The following is a 15,103-nucleotide window of genomic DNA, read 5'->3' as shown; positions in this document are numbered from 1 at the left end:
TCTTGCTCTGTTTGTAGTTAGACATTCGCCTGTTGCCTGAATCTTGCCGGCAATGACTTCCCTTTTTGATTGAGAAAAGCCTCCACTTCTGACGCCTTGTAGTAGGTTCTCCCGTCAATCATGTAATAGGTGACGAGTTTCTTCTGGCGGTAACGCGCCAGCGTGCGTTTGGTGATGCCGAGCAACTGGCACAGGTCGTAGTTGTCTAAAAGCGTGTCACCGTCCAGACAATCCTTCAGCTTGTTCATGCGTTCCAATGCCCGGTCTATCTTGTCGAACCGTTCCATGATCTGGAAGAACATCTTGTGGGCGGTCTCATTGTTTATTTGTAACATGACTAATCTGTTTTGAGTGTAAATAATCGTTTGCTTACACCTTGTCGCGCAACAGGTTATATCATATTAAAGGGCTAACAGCATACCAATGACACCGATAGACACCAAAAAGCGCCGATACAACATTGTATATCAGCGGAATAAAATTTTTATGGTGTAAAATAGGTGATTTGGAAAATCTTGCAAAATGCAAGATTTCCTTGCAGGATGCAATGGACTATCGCGAGAACTTACGGTAAACCAAACGGCAGATGCCGTTACGGGTGATGGTGGATTCATGCAGCCGCCAACGGGTGGCGGGCAACTGCCGGAGGACAGCACTCCCTTTCCCGTATGTCAGAGGAAGGATATAGACTACAATTTCGTCAATGAGATGATAGATGGAAAGACTATGCAGCAATTCAAGACTTTCCTTGTTTGAGATTTCCGCCGTATAGATACAGGAGACATTCTTTTCGTCCTTTTCACAAATCAGATCCAGCATAGGATAGCCGATGGACAGCATAAAGGTACTTCTCCCGTGCCAGAACGGGAACCCCCGTTTGTCCGTCTTTACCCATTTGAACAGTTCCTCGTTCTCACCGGGAAGAAAACCGTCCAATGTCATAGCCGTTATGATTTGCACTTTTGCCATACCTCTATCCTGTTATAAAGAAAAAGCGTGAAACTCACGCGGTTTCGGACGGAGGCTCTGACAAAGCCCAATACAGAAACTTGCATGAGCTCACGCCATAAAGCATAGCATAAGCTACACGCAAAAGCCTCTGTATTTTTGAATTTGTCAGATTCCCGTCCGAGACGTTTTACGACTTATGTATATAATCAGCAGGGCGATTAGACTCCGCTGTTATTTTTTTATGTTCAGATTTTCACGGACCCATGACCCGTTCAATCTTTTGCAAAATTACGAATTTTCATCCATATAGAAAACAGTTTCAATCGTTATTGCATTTTATTCATCCTATCAAATGTCACAATCATAAACACTTGTTCATTTTAATCTATATTTATTCATTTTCCGATACAGTGTTGACGGATTGATTTTCAACAGCCGAGCTGCTTGCTCACGATGTCCGTTGCAGGCTTTCAGCGCGTTGATGATAGTCTCTTTTTCGTTCTCTTCATCTTTCAATGGGGATATGACAAGAGCAGGAACCAAGGCCACCTTGTCCGGCTGTTTCTTCATTTCCAAATCCGCAAAATCCAGTAGCGGTCCTTCGGCAAGCAGCACGGCTCTTTTTACTCTGTTCTGCAACTCCCTGACATTGCCCGGCCAGGAATAAGAACGCAACCTGCACATACCCGCATCAGAGAAACCGGTAGTATCCCGTTTCAGCTCTTTCGAGAAGCGTTTACGAAAAAACTCGGCCAAAGGAATGATGTCTTCCGGGCATTCCGCCAAGGATGGCTGTCGGATTTCAAACTCGTTCAAACGGTGATAAAGGTCTTCCCTGAACCGGCCTTCCAAAATCGCTTTTTCAATATTTTCATTCGTCGCGGCCACAATGCGCACATCCGCAACGCGCTCCTTGTTACTGCCAATAGGAATATAAGTATTTTCCTGTAATACCCTAAGCAGCATGGATTGTATCTCGAAAGGCATCGTCCCGATTTCATCCAGAAACAAAGTGCCACCTTTGGCCATGTCGAAAAAGCCTTCTTTTGCCGTGTCCGCACCGGTAAAAGCCCCTTTTGCGTGCCCGAACAGCATGGCGGATGCAAGTTCGCGAGGCAATACACCGCAGTTGACAGCCACAAAAGGCATCCCTACACGTTCGCTGCCCTCGTGAATGCTCTGTGCCACGGATTCCTTTCCCGTCCCGTTTGCACCGAGTATCAGTACAGACATATCGGATGGGGCAACCAGTTTTGCGCACCGTTCCACTTCGAGCATCTTGGGACATGTACGTTTGAGCAATTCCCTTTTCTGCTCCCATCTGGTCGCGATCGGACGGAATATATCCTCAGCCAGTTCCAGCAGGTGTTCCCTGTGTACAGGCTTAGGCAGATAATCCCTTGCACCCAGCTTGATGGTGCGTACCACATCGGGCACAGAGACATATTCCGTCGTGATGATGAACGGTATATCCATCTTTTCCTTTTTCAGCCATTTCAGAAGGGAAATTCCGTCCCCTTCGGGCAATCTCACATCCGATATGATAAGGTCAAAATTGTTTTTGCGTATAAGCGACCTGGCGATGGGTTCATTCATCGCCGTTATGGCATCATATCCTGCCTGTCCGAACCAGTCTTTCTGCATCTGCGACAGGCCTATGTTGTCTTCAACTATTAATATTTTCCGTTTCATTCGCCAACTTTTTTATCTCGTCCTCCGCCTCAGTGATAAGGACGGAGACGGTGTCTATTACTTTTTGGATATGACTGTTCAACTCGCTGTCATTATAATCGTCTTTTTTCAATAAGGAACGTAAACCAAGCAATACATCTTCGGTTTGCAATAACTCCCACATCGGCTGCATCCGGTGTGTAAGCTCACGCAGGCTCTGTCTGTCACCATGTCTCATGGCAGCCTCAAGTTCCTTGCGGTCATTTTTCAATTGGGCAATGAAAGACCTGAGTGTCTTAGGTTTGTCACTGACCTCCGCGAGTATCATACTGAAGTCCGCTTTCTGTTTTTCCTCCGTTCGACCTGTCTTTATTGTAGAAAGCAGGCTGAGCAGTTCCGTTGAAGAGAACGGCTTGTAGATGCACTCTGTAAAACCAGCATTAAGGAACGCATCTTTTTCCTTGTCGCCCCGTGCGGTCATGGCTATGACCGGTATCTCACGGGAGTTCCCGACATTCGAGTTACGGAGCAGGTCCAGCAAATCGAAGCCGCTGGTTCCTGGCATCAGTATATCAGACAACAATAGGTCATAATCTTTGCTTCGTATTGCTTTGACTACCTCTTTGGCTGTCCGGCATAAAGTACAGGTTATGCCGTTACGCTCCAGCATTTCCTTTATCACGTCAAGAAACATCGTGTCATCGTCGATTACAAGCACATTCTGGGGCAGATGTTCCGGGTGCGGAAGTATCCTGTTCTCGCTCTCCACCGGTTCATCTGTTATATTGAGAGGAAGTGTCACACGGAAAGTTGTACCTTGTCCTATATCACTCGTTACTTTTATTTCGCCGCCGAGCAGTCTGACAATCCCTTTCGTGATAGGCAATCCAAGCCCGACACCATCCACGTTCGTTGCGGAAGTCAGGCGTTCAAACGGTCGGAATATGCGTGAAAGCGTTTCCGGGCTCATACCGATGCCTGAATCCTTTACCTCTAATAACAATACATCGTCATGGTAGCGGGCATTCAGTTCGATGGCTCCGGATTCAGTAAACTTGACTGCATTGGTCAGCAGGTTATCCATTATTTGTTCGATGCGGTCCACATCTCCATACAGATTGACATCGGTATCTTTGAAATCCGGCCTGAACAGGATTCCCTTGTTAGTGACTACATGGGAAAAGCCCGATGCGACACGTTCGAGCAAGTCATTAAGGCTGAACGGGACATCATTCCGGGTTTCTTTTGCCTCGTTCAGACGGTACACGTCCAACAGGTTGTTGAGCAGGTGCACCACGTGCTTGCAAACAATTCTGATGTTATTCAGGTGGGAGTTCCTGCGTTTCTTCTCACGGGTATCCATGGCCAGTTCGGCACTGCCGCTGATAATGTTCAACGGGGCGCGGATGTCATGGGAGATGGTCAGGATAATATTCTTCCGCATTTCCAGTAACGCGGAATTCTGCCTTATGGTTTCTTCCAGTCGCATCCTGCCGTTAGCTTTTTCTCGTATGTCGCGCTGGATAATTAGGTACGAAACGACCAACAGAAGTATGGAGAAGATTATCAACCCGGTTATGATGGAAGTGGAATACTCGTATGATTTCTTCAGGCGTGCTTCTTTAGTTTGAAAAGCAAGTAAACTTTGTTCGTCCAAATTGGTTATCAGGCTGCGCAGTTTGCGGTTGAGTTCACGATTGTGTAAACGCAAACTGTCCGTGAGGATTTCTATATCACGTTGCCGTTCTTCCTGCAAGGAAATCAATTCGCTATTACGGGATTTGGTTTTTGAATTGACGGATGGCACCGGCACGGTTTCCTTACCGCCGAAGAATCCGGCGATTCCCTTTTTCTTTCGGGTTATGGTGCGGGGTGCGCTTGTTTGAGATGCTGCAAGTGAATAATGATTGGCCAGCAGGCTGTCAATCTGCTTTTGTTCCTGGAAAATCTCTTTCATCCGGAACAAGTACTCTTCTTTGTTAAGCAAGAGGGTACGAAGTGAATCCACCTGTTCCGGGCGAATAAATTCTTTACATTGCCAGCTTAAAACTTGCAGCAAAGAATCTGCTTTCAGGCGACGGTCATGATATGTTTCGCTGTCCTTGTCGTTCCATATCATAACGGACTCACCGAAAGTAGCCAGCACGGTGATGTAACGGTGGGCGGTGTTGATGTTATTTTGAGTTTGGAATATGCCTATAGACTCTTGCTCTATCTCCGCTACACGTTTACGCTCATGTAGAACTATGGCGACCATACAACCGATGACCGCCATCAATAGTAAATAGCCCGCAACTATTTTGTGTTTCAATAACAGTTTCATTCAATGATTGTATTTTATTCTGCTTAATGGTTATTACTTCAAAAGTAATTAAATGGTGAATTTGAGTTAAACAACCTTTTTTGTTTATTCCCTTTGTCCTCAATTGCTGCATGCGTTGCGGATCGGATTCCGTATTTGTCGCAACTTGTTTTGTGACAAGGCTTGTATAATTGTTATTACTTCGTTATTGCACAAATACTGGCTTTGACAGATAACGCTCCGGTGAAATATATGCCGTGTATGCCGAGTGTGTTGGCTGCGGTGACATTGAGTTCGTTGTCGTCAATGAATATGCATTCTGTTGGGACCAGTTGGTAGCGTTCAAGAAGGATGTTGTAAAGACGCAAATCCGGTTTGATAAAACCTTCTTCTCCGGATACAACAATGCCTTCAAAGAAACTGAAAAAGCCGAAGCGTTTGTATGCTACGGGAATGGTTTCTGCTGACCAGTTGGTAAGACCGTACAGATGAAATCCTTGAGCTTTCAGTTTTTTCAATAACTCCACACTTTCGGGGATATAGGAGCGCATCATCGATTCCCAGCCGGTTCTGAACATGCCTATTGCTTCGCTCCATTCCGGATGCTTTGCCTGCAGTTGCGAGATGTTTTCCGCAAAACTGACCCCTCTGTCATGTTCGGCATTCCACTCAGTAGTACAGATGTTTGACAGAAAATATTCCATTTCCTCGTCATCATTGAAGTAGGAGCGGTAGAAGTAGCGTGGGTTCCAGTCGACTAAAACTCCTCCGAAATCAAAAATAATATTCTTAATTGTTGTCATCTATTTTGATTATGCTTTGTTGTTACATCAGAAGCGAAGTGAAGTGCTGAATTCAAGGGTGAAAGGACGTATATAAGTACCGGATGTGAGATAATTCCGGAAAGCGGAAGCATCGGTCGCGAGAGACGCTGCTTGAATGCCTGCACTGGCGCCGGTCTGATTAAGGAAATTCACCACATCGACTCCGAAACCGACCTTGTCATTCAGATTAAATTGCAGTCCGGCGAACGTTTCCCATCGCGGCTTGAAATATAACGAATTAGTGATATTCACATACTGACGGCTATAGTACCGTGCACTCGCCCATATTTTCCATTTCCCGATGCTGTATGATGGCTCCAATTCTATTTCCACTGCGGATGATTCGGTAATCTGATTACCAGAGAAATTAAATTTCTCACTATATCCATCGCTGAATGTAGGTTGGAATTCATAATGACTATTTTCTTGGTTTACGTTTAGGAATGAAAAAATCGTCTTCCGTCAGGTTACACAGATTAGCGATTGCCTTGCAATAGTCCAGTCGGAAAGAACGTTCGTCACGTGTATCTGAACCGAAAGTAAATTTTATACCCGCTTTTTTGGCCATAAGAATGAATTCCGCATGAGGGGTATGAGCCAAATCGTTAATTTCCAATGCCACATTACGTTTGCGTACAGCTTCGATAACTTGCTCCATACGCTCCTGTGTCCATAGGTTGTTATATTCTCTCTGGATGCTCAACGGGAGGTACAGCGGCCAGCCAAAGATGTCAAGCGGCTCATTACCGTTCAGAATGGTCATGTACCATTTCATATTACGCTCCATGAAATCTTCCGGATCATCAATGTAGCAGTTGTGATCCTACACTTCCATCTGGTCACCATATTTGTTGCCGTCCGGCATATATTGTGGATCCATTAAGATATAATCAACTTGGTCAATCAAGTCTCTTGACAGATTCTTGCTCCAACCCGGAGCTGCAGGTTGTAACCCCATGAGACAAGGGTAGTCTTTTACTTCATTGATGTATTTTTGCAGGTCATCGTTTGTCTTGATGCCCCACGGTGCCACATTATGCACGATACCGAAGCATTCAAAGCCATTTTTACCAGCCTTGTCAACCATATCTTGCACACTTTGTTTAGCTAATCTGTGCAAGTGCAGGTCATAAAGAGGAAAGGATGTTTTACTCATGTTGTATGTATTATCGTTAAACAATTGATTGTTTTATAGTTTTGCTTTTCTTGTGCAGAACTCGCTGTTTGAGCCATTCGCGAACAGGCTCGTCATAGAGTTTCAGACAAGCATATGCTATTGCTACAGCGAGGATGAATACAAATACGCAAACAGTTATATGGGTGCCTAACGGTGCGTCAGGGAATCTTTTCGCCCATGCTATCTGCATATAAATCAGTGGGAAGTGAGTTACATAGAGTGGGTAGGAAATTTCTCCTAAAAACTTACACACTGCGACTGAACGTTTCCCAGCAATCTCGCTGCCGGCTCCGATTGATACAATCAGAGGGAAAAGAATCAGTACGCAAAATGCTTCGTAGGCTCCGTTCATCCACATGTGGGTCTCGCCTCCGATACGCGGCATTGTAAGAATTACGAATATCAGCAGTGAGCACCAATAGAATCCGCCTTTGATTTTTATGAGTTTGTGCATCCTTGAAATCAGGAGTCCTGCAAAAAATGGATACAGCAGTCTTGTCGCTCCGATATAAAGTTGTTCCGGAGTGATGCACCAACCGCCGATGAGTGTGAATGCAGCGTCCTTTCGGTCTGAAAGCAGACCGAAGATGTTGATATTCAAAGCTACGTCAAGAGTGAAAAAGGCTGATATGAATACGAATATCATCAGCAGAACCTTGTTGAATCTGCGGATTGCAAGTGCATAAAGTATATTTGCGAGGTACTCCCATGTAAGTGACCACGTAGCACCGTTCAATGAGTTCATTTCCGACCATCCTCTTATGTCCCAAGATGTGAGAGCCGGAATCATCAGACAGCCCAACAGGGTCATCAGCAGCATTTTCCACCATGGAACATCTATCAGTTCGGGAAAAGCTGCACCGGCACCGAAGTAGAACAGTGCGGCTCCTATCAGAGTTCCTAAAACAAGCATAGGATGAAGTCTGACGAGACGGCGTTTGAAAAAGTCCCATGTCGTCATTCTGTCCCAGCGGTCGTCATAAGCATAACCGATGACAAAGCCGGAAAGTACAAAGAAAAAATCTACTGCCAGATAGCCGTGGTTGAACAGCCTCTCAAAAGTAGTGGGTGAATAGAACTCGAACAAATGAGTAGCCACTACAATCATGGCAGCAACACCACGAAGTCCGTCCAAAATTTCGTAGCGTTGTTTTGATGCAAGATAAGTTGATGTCATGCCACAACCTCCACATAATTGCCTTCGGGGTCGGCGATGGCACATTCATAGTAACCGTCTCCGGTGATTCTCGGTGCACTGAGAATGGTGTAACTGTCTGCACGGAAACGTTCTGCGTATGAGTCCACTTTTTCTTTGCTTCCGACAGATATTGCGAAATGCGCCAGTCCTTTCAGGTCGCCTCTGCTTGCAGGAGCGTCTTTTCCGGGAATGTTCATCAGTTCAATGGCTGCGCCTCCTTCTGCGGAGCGCAGAAAATAGGAACTAAAATTCTTTTTGGGATTGTGGTACATTTTCCCACAGTCCATATCGAAATACTTGGTGTAAAAATCTTTGAGTAGTTCAAGATCTTCCGCCCAGATTGCAAGATGATCTATTTTCATGTTTTTAATGTTTAATTATCATACTATCACAATTATCCTGACCAGCCGAATTATTTTCCGCTTTCCGCAGACTTCACGACTGTAAGTTTCCCACCTGCTGTTATGTCGGAAAATTTGACGAAAGGCTTGGTTATCGCCTTGCCGTTCAGCAGCATTTCACTTGCATAAACGTTCTCCGGAGCATTATTGCGGGTCTCGATAACAAACTTGTCTCCTTTATAATATTTCCTGTTCAGAGTGATTGTCACCTTGTCGAACTTCGGAGATCCTACAGCCATGTTAGCATCGTTCTCAGCCAGTCCGGAGATATCGAAAAGACCGAGTGCCGTGATGACATACCATGATCCCAGCTGCCCCTGGTCTTCATCCTGACCATATCCATATCCGTGGATGCCGTCAGTGCCGTAGAATTCATCAAGAATTGCATTGGTCCATTTCTGTGTGAGATGCGGAGCTCCGGCATCATTGAACAGCCATGAAATGTGCTGGCAAGGCTGATTGCCCTGGTTATAATAGGTTTCAAGACCGGCGAATGCGTCAATTGTGGTACCACCGCTGAAAATCTTGCTCCGGGATTTCTCGAAGATGTCGTTCAGACGTCTGACAAACTCTTCCTCACCCACTTTGGCAATAAGTGCCTTTACATCATGTGGCACATAGAAAGTGTAGTGCCATGCATTTCCTTCCTGAAATCCTCTCCATACTTCCATCGGATTGAAATTGTCAATGAATCTGCCGTCGGCGGTTTTCGGATGCACGAGGTTCAGGGCGTTGTCATAGATTCTGTCCCATGCTTTTGACAGGTAGTTCAATTTTTCGTAATCTTCCGTCCTGCCCATTTCCTTGGCCATTTCCGCAACGGCATGACAACTGAAAGCATATTCCAACGTGTGGGAAGCGGAGAACTTCCACGCCTCGTCAATTCCTGCCGGCCCTTCATCAAGGTGAGGAACATAGCCGTATTCCACGAACTTGTCTTTGTCCAGACATCCGGCTCCGCGAGGTCTGTCCACTCCGTCAAGTTCATTCTTTCTGATAGCCTCGTACGCAAGTTCCACATCATAGTCCCTGATACCGTTGAGATATGCGGCGGCAAACGCAAGACTCAACTGGTTGGTGCCAACACCTGAAACATAGCGGCTGCAGGCAAGTCCGTCGCCAATCCAACCTGTGTCCTTATAGACCTGGAGATGTGTCCTGACATAATCTGAAAGATATTCGGGATATGCCAGAGCCCACAGCTGGACCAGATTCCACTGGCCGCCCCAAATAGCGTCGGTATTCACGAATCTGAAAGCAGGTCTGCCGTTTTCCAACGGAATCATACCGATGGTACCGTCATTTTTGGGATATGCACCGTTAACGTCGCCGGCGAGTCCTCTGCCGAGCAAACCATGATAGAGTCCTGTGTAGAATTTGACCAGATCATCATGAGTTCCTCCCTCGGCCCTGATTCTGCCGAGATAACTTTCCCATGTCTTTTTGGAATTATCCCTTGCCACATCGAAAGTGAGTCTGCCGCCGTCAGTCTCGACGGTTCTGTTGAGTCTGGCATTTTCAACAGAAGTGTAAGAAAGGCCTACCTGCACTGTGACCGACTGATTTTCAGAAGTTTCAAACGTAAGATAAGCACCTGCGCCCACTCCTTCAGACAGATTGGAACCGGCATGGACATCCTTTCCGACAAAAGTTCCGTATGAGGTAGGCTTCGTGTCCAATGCTGCGGAGAAATACATGGTCAAAGTGGAACCCTTCTGATATTTGTTGACATATTCCGGCAATGTAGTCACCCATCCTTCGATGGTACCGTCATCCTTAATTTCAACTCTTGCATCTTTGGCTGCACCGCTTTCTCCCTGACGGTTTCCGATGTCAAAAATAATATGCGATGAATCAGAAGCTGGGAAAGTGAAACGCTGATAGGCAACTCTTTCTGTTGCAGTTACCTCCGCTTTGACATTGTAGTCATCGAGAAGAACTGAATAATATCCTGCTGTTGCCTCTTCATTGTCATGGCTGAATGCGGAACGGTAGCCTTCCCCAGTCGTTCCGGGCTTTCCGGGAACAGTTTTCAATTCTCCGACCGACGGCATCAGCACGATTCCTCCGACCTGGAATTCGTGAAGACAGGGAAAACCTTCGATTGAACTGTCCCTGTAATCATAACCTGTCGCTTCCCAACCCGAGCGGTTTCCGAGACTTGCATTTGTGGCTGGGCCAGGTTTTGCCAGTCCGAAAGGCATGGCTCCGGGAGCGAAATGGAACCATCTGCAATGTGCGGTTCCGATTCTGGGTTCAACATAATCTACCAGGGATACCTGTTCATGTTCTGTACCACAGGAGAACAGCGACAAAGCTACCAGAAGCACTCCGGCAGCCTTAAAGGATTTTATTTTCTTTATCATTTCATTGTCATTTTTTGCCGGGTTCGGTTTCAGAGTTGTTTTTCTTCAACCATTCAGTCCTGCGGATGTCAGGCAGGTGTTTGATGGTGAAATACTCGAATTTTGCTTTGAAGCCGTTGCCGTCGGGACAAGCGCTCATAACTCCCACCATTACGGGATGGTTGTCCTGAAGCCAGGCATTGCGCATCATTGTATATTCTTTGTCGTCAAATGAATAGAACACTTCCACAGCATCCAGTCTCCTGACTGCTTTTATCCATACATAAGGTACAGGTTTTTCAAGCGGGATGATGCTCCAGTCGCTTGTCTTGTGGGTGACGACAGTACTCAGATTGTATTTTCCGTCAACAAATTCGATTCCAGCCTTAATATAATTTTCATGGTCGATTCTCAGCATGAGTCCTGACTGGTCAAAACGAGTCTTGTAGTCTCCCGAAATCTTGACTTTCACTTCAAATTCGCCACCGCGCACTGTGTAGAGGAACGGTGCGTCATCCACTGTAAATCCATAATGGGAGATACGCCAGTAATCGCTGTGCGAGGTAACGTCCATAGATAGTGTATTATTTCTGATTTCCCATTGTTCCGGTTCGTTGAACCATTGCATTTTGTCCAATGACTGCGCAAAACCCGAAATAGATGCCGCAATCATCAATCCACTTAATAATACTAATTTTTTCATATTTTGTTCACTTCATATTGTTATAATTTTCGGATAACTCGGCACGGATTACCTGCCGCCAGTGTGTTTGCCGGAATGTCTTTGTTTACGACACTTCCGGCACCGATGACGCTATTGTCACCGATTGTCACGCCCGGCAACACACAAACCTGAGCGCCAATCCAAACATTGTTGCCTATCACTATCGGCTTGGCATATTCCAGACCTCTGTTCCTCTGTTCCACATCAAAAGGGTGACCCGCCGTGTAGAAACCGCAGTTCGGTGCAATGAAGACATTATCCCCGAATTCAACTTTTGCCTCATCCAAAATCACGCAGTTGACATTTGTATAGAAGTTTTCCCCTATTTCTATATTGTAACCGTAATCACAGTGGAACGGCTGTTCTATTATGAACTTCTTTCTGGTTTTTCCGAAGAGCAGCCTAATGATTTCCGTCCTGCGTTCAGTTTCCGATGGTCGCAGACGATTATAATCATACAGCAGTTCCTTGCTTTTCTGCCTTTCCTGAATCAGTTCCGGGTCGTAATTGGCATCATACAACTCTCCACGGAGACATTTTTCTTTTTCGCTTGACATATTTCCTTACATATTACCTTTTCTAAAATCAATTACCGGACGGTATTCCAATATTATATCTGAGAAAAGGCATGTATGAGCCTTGTCCTTCGGACTCTGGCTGCTTATGCTCAGATAAAATTCAGCAGGATACTCGTTCTTATATATTCTGACCAAATGCCAATTCTTACCGTCTTCAGAATAATAATTTCCAATAACCTTGGTGTCTGATGACATACGGAGATACACGGAAGCAGAATCCACACTCTCGTGGTTATTATCATCAGAAGTTTCAACGGTACGCACTGTTACAATGCGATGATTACCTTCCTCGTCTTGTTCAAAGCATAGCTTCTGCCAATGGCTTTTGTCAACGAATGCAAGGATAGCTCCGGCTGAGTATGTGCCGGTATTGGTGAATAGAGGTTTAACCTTCACAGTAAACGTAAATGGTTTGGTGTTGTCCACAGTGGAAAACAGCAGCGGAGCGGAAGTGTTTGTCGCCACTCCTTTGGGGTCGCAGAATAGATCCGTCTGTTCACCGGCTGTCAGAGACAACGTGTCTCTTTCGGCTCTTACAGCTTCTTTTTTTAGGTTAAGTGAATGGGTAAATTGGTAGTCCCCACATTCAATAATGTTTTTATCCATAATTGTCGATAAGTTTAGACTTTCGCTATTATTGTTGCAAGCATGCAGAATAAGAGTACAGGCTAATACCTGAAATAAATACTTACTCATATTTAGTATTTTTTTTAATTTGAAACAACCATATTATGTAATGTCGATACAAAGGTATTGCATTATGTATCATTACACAATAGTCAAAAATAACCATTTTTTGACGATAAATAGTGGGATAGGAAAACAGTGGGTAAATAATGGTTAATATTCACCATTGTGCATAAATTCCAAAACGAGTAATTTTGCGGTTTTAATATACAGATATATGACAATTGATAGGAATTTACGGATTACACGCATATCAATATGCCTTTTTTACTTTGTTACAGGTCTGACATTCGCAAGCTGGGCAAGCCGGATACCGGATATCAGGCAGAACCTCGGTTTGAGCGATGGTGATCTCGGTCTCGTTCTGTTTGCCATTCCACTCGGTCAGTTATTGATGATGGCTGTGTCCGGTTTTCTCGTGAATCGTTACGGCAGCAGGATAACTCTTATTATTTCAACTATTGCATATGTTATGGTACTTAATTTGATTCCTTTTACCGAAAGTTTTGCAGGATTGTTTGCCGTTCTGGTCGTTTTCGGGATAAGTGCCAATCTGCAAAATATAGCTGCCAATACTCAAGCATGCTTTCTTGAAAATATATACGGACGTACAATAATGCCGTCCTTTCATGGAGTCTGGAGTTTGGGCGGGCTTTCCGGTGGTATTTTGGGAGCAGTTTTTGCCCAGACAAATATGCCGATTGCGGCGCATTTCCTTGCGGTTATGGCAATGTCGTTGATTGTGATAGCTTATGCCGACACACATCTTTTGAAAGAAGACTCTTCGGAAGAGACTGCCAAGACAAAACCCCGCTTTTCTTTGTCTGATATTGATAAATCGATTATGCTGCTTGGGGTGATTGCATTCTGCGGAATGTGCTGCGAGGGTACTCTATATGACTGGAGCAATGTATATTTCGCCACTGTTGTGAAGCCTGCTGCAAGTCTTGTCCGTTTGGGATATATTGCTGGATTTGCAATGATGACTATAGGGAGGTTTACTGCAGGGCGATTCCTGAAGCATTTCAACGAAAGTGCCGTACTGAAAGTCAGCGGCAGTCTTATAACCATTGGTTTGCTGACAGCCGTATCATTTCCATATCTTGTTCCGGCAACAATAGGATTTATGTTTATCGGTACAGGAATATCTTCCATTATTCCCATCTGCTACAGTCTTGCAGGGCATCAGAATAAGATACCTACCGGTATTGCCATCACAGTCGTATCGTCAGTGAGTTTCATCGGGTTTATGATTGGTCCTCCTGTTATCGGACTTATTTCGGACATGACAAATCTCCGCGTTGCTCTCGGATTGGCTTCCTTGCTTGGGCTTGCTGTGTCGGTGTTCTCATTCTGTATTAAATCACGAAAATAATTTTTTCAGGAAAAGACAGCGTATCCAGGAGATAACCATATAATTTGCGTATATTTGCATGGTTAAAATGCAATTCTTTGCAAAAAAATGATTTCAACTAACCATTTTCTAATATGGATACGATAGACAAATTGAACAAGGAATTTTCCACGCAGGATTTTTCGGAAACACAACAATATGCCGATATGCTGAACACGTACAAAACCGTGGCATGTAATTATTCCAAGATGGAAAATGCTATTGCTGTTTTGAGCGACCTGAAGTCTAAGGTTAGTTATATCTATTATGGCGGTTTTGCCAGAATGTTGGATACGGGTGTCGTGCAGGAGAATACCGAAGTGGCTTCCATTTGGGAAGATGAGATTTTCAGGCTGATTCATCCTGATGATTTGGCGGCCAAGCATCTGCAGGAACTCTGTTTTTACCATTTTATAAAGAAACAGCCCAAAAGGAACCGTTCTGACTATTATATGATGGCAAAGTTGCGGATGAAGACGGGAACAGATTCCTATATCCAAGTGTTGCACAGAATATTTTATGTAACAACTCCGTCTGATGGTACATTGTGGCTTGCCATCTGCCTTTACAGCCCGTTGGTATTCAATATTCCATCGCAATGTATATTTGTCAATTCTACCAACGGCGAAATCATCAAACAGGAAAAACAAAACAATGCTAAAATTCTATCTTCCAGAGAGAAGCAAATTTTAGCTCTGATATCCAAAGGATTGTCGAGCAAGGGAATTGCACAGATGCTTTCCATTAGCGTACATACTGTCAGTAGGCATCGTCAGGAAATTTTGGAAAAACTTCAAGTAAAGAATTCTATCGAAGCCTGCCGTGTCGCAAAAGATTTGGAATTGATTTAAG

16 protein-coding genes are annotated in these 15,103 nt (G+C 44.7%); 2 read left to right on the top strand and 14 right to left on the bottom strand.

Going from position 1 to position 15,103, the window contains the following annotated elements:
* Positions 1-17 precede the first annotated feature (17 nt).
* From DWZ67_RS02270 to DWZ67_RS02205, 14 genes are all read right to left on the bottom strand, one after another.
* Entirely contained in the window at positions 18-335 is a 318-nt protein-coding gene (locus DWZ67_RS02270) for a helix-turn-helix domain-containing protein (protein WP_120138073.1), read from the bottom strand.
* Between the two features lie 217 nt (positions 336-552).
* Positions 553-969 (bottom strand): hypothetical protein, encoded by a 417-nt coding sequence (locus DWZ67_RS02265; protein ID WP_243635133.1) that lies wholly within the window; start codon positions 967-969, stop codon positions 553-555.
* A 357-nt stretch (positions 970-1,326) separates the two neighbouring features.
* Positions 1,327-2,643 (bottom strand): sigma-54-dependent transcriptional regulator, encoded by a 1,317-nt coding sequence (locus DWZ67_RS02260; RefSeq protein WP_120138072.1) that lies wholly within the window; start codon positions 2,641-2,643, stop codon positions 1,327-1,329.
* Entirely contained in the window at positions 2,618-4,945 is a 2,328-nt protein-coding gene (locus tag DWZ67_RS02255) for a hybrid sensor histidine kinase/response regulator (RefSeq protein ID WP_120138071.1), read from the bottom strand. Before DWZ67_RS02255 ends, DWZ67_RS02260 begins: the two co-directional genes overlap by 26 nt.
* A 176-nt stretch (positions 4,946-5,121) precedes the next feature.
* A complete protein-coding gene (locus tag DWZ67_RS02250) occupies positions 5,122-5,727 on the bottom strand; it encodes an HAD family hydrolase (protein ID WP_120138070.1) in 606 nt (201 codons plus the stop codon).
* Positions 5,728-5,754: 27 nt separating this feature from the next.
* A complete protein-coding gene (locus DWZ67_RS02245) occupies positions 5,755-6,081 on the bottom strand; it encodes a hypothetical protein (RefSeq protein WP_120138069.1) in 327 nt (108 codons plus the stop codon).
* Between the two features lie 85 nt (positions 6,082-6,166).
* A complete protein-coding gene (locus tag DWZ67_RS02240; RefSeq protein WP_120138068.1) occupies positions 6,167-6,535 on the bottom strand; it encodes a hypothetical protein in 369 nt (122 codons plus the stop codon).
* Between the two features lie 36 nt (positions 6,536-6,571).
* Positions 6,572-6,904, bottom strand: a complete 333-nt coding sequence (locus tag DWZ67_RS02235) for a hypothetical protein (RefSeq protein ID WP_165852447.1) — start codon at positions 6,902-6,904, stop codon at positions 6,572-6,574.
* 16 nt (positions 6,905-6,920) lie between these two features.
* Positions 6,921-8,102: an acyltransferase family protein gene (locus DWZ67_RS02230; RefSeq protein ID WP_120138066.1), complete on the bottom strand. Its 1,182-nt coding sequence runs from the start codon at positions 8,100-8,102 to the stop codon at positions 6,921-6,923.
* Complete coding sequence (locus tag DWZ67_RS02225) at positions 8,099-8,485, bottom strand: VOC family protein (RefSeq protein ID WP_120138065.1); 387 nt, start codon at positions 8,483-8,485, stop codon at positions 8,099-8,101. The genes DWZ67_RS02230 and DWZ67_RS02225 overlap by 4 nt, the downstream gene beginning before the upstream one ends.
* A gap of 50 nt (positions 8,486-8,535) precedes the next feature.
* Positions 8,536-10,890 (bottom strand): GH92 family glycosyl hydrolase, encoded by a 2,355-nt coding sequence (locus DWZ67_RS02220; RefSeq protein WP_120138064.1) that lies wholly within the window; start codon positions 10,888-10,890, stop codon positions 8,536-8,538.
* A 7-nt stretch (positions 10,891-10,897) separates the two neighbouring features.
* Positions 10,898-11,572: a DUF1349 domain-containing protein gene (locus tag DWZ67_RS02215; RefSeq protein ID WP_120138063.1), complete on the bottom strand. Its 675-nt coding sequence runs from the start codon at positions 11,570-11,572 to the stop codon at positions 10,898-10,900.
* Between the two features lie 20 nt (positions 11,573-11,592).
* A complete protein-coding gene (locus DWZ67_RS02210; RefSeq protein WP_120138062.1) occupies positions 11,593-12,150 on the bottom strand; it encodes a sugar O-acetyltransferase in 558 nt (185 codons plus the stop codon).
* Positions 12,151-12,156: 6 nt separating this feature from the next.
* Positions 12,157-12,777, bottom strand: a complete 621-nt coding sequence (locus DWZ67_RS02205) for a DUF1349 domain-containing protein (protein ID WP_165852446.1) — start codon at positions 12,775-12,777, stop codon at positions 12,157-12,159.
* 298 nt (positions 12,778-13,075) lie between these two features.
* Here DWZ67_RS02205 and DWZ67_RS02200 point away from each other — a divergent pair, with 298 nt between their 5' ends.
* Positions 13,076-14,233: an MFS transporter gene (locus DWZ67_RS02200; protein WP_120138060.1), complete on the top strand. Its 1,158-nt coding sequence runs from the start codon at positions 13,076-13,078 to the stop codon at positions 14,231-14,233.
* Between the two features lie 113 nt (positions 14,234-14,346).
* Positions 14,347-15,102: a response regulator transcription factor gene (locus DWZ67_RS02195; RefSeq protein WP_120138059.1), complete on the top strand. Its 756-nt coding sequence runs from the start codon at positions 14,347-14,349 to the stop codon at positions 15,100-15,102.
* The last annotated feature ends 1 nt before the right edge of the window (position 15,103 follow it).

The organism is Bacteroides sp. AF34-31BH (assembly GCF_003602795.1).
Classification (GTDB): domain Bacteria; phylum Bacteroidota; class Bacteroidia; order Bacteroidales; family Bacteroidaceae; genus Bacteroides; species Bacteroides uniformis.
This window is presented reverse-complemented; position numbering and strand designations above follow the sequence as displayed.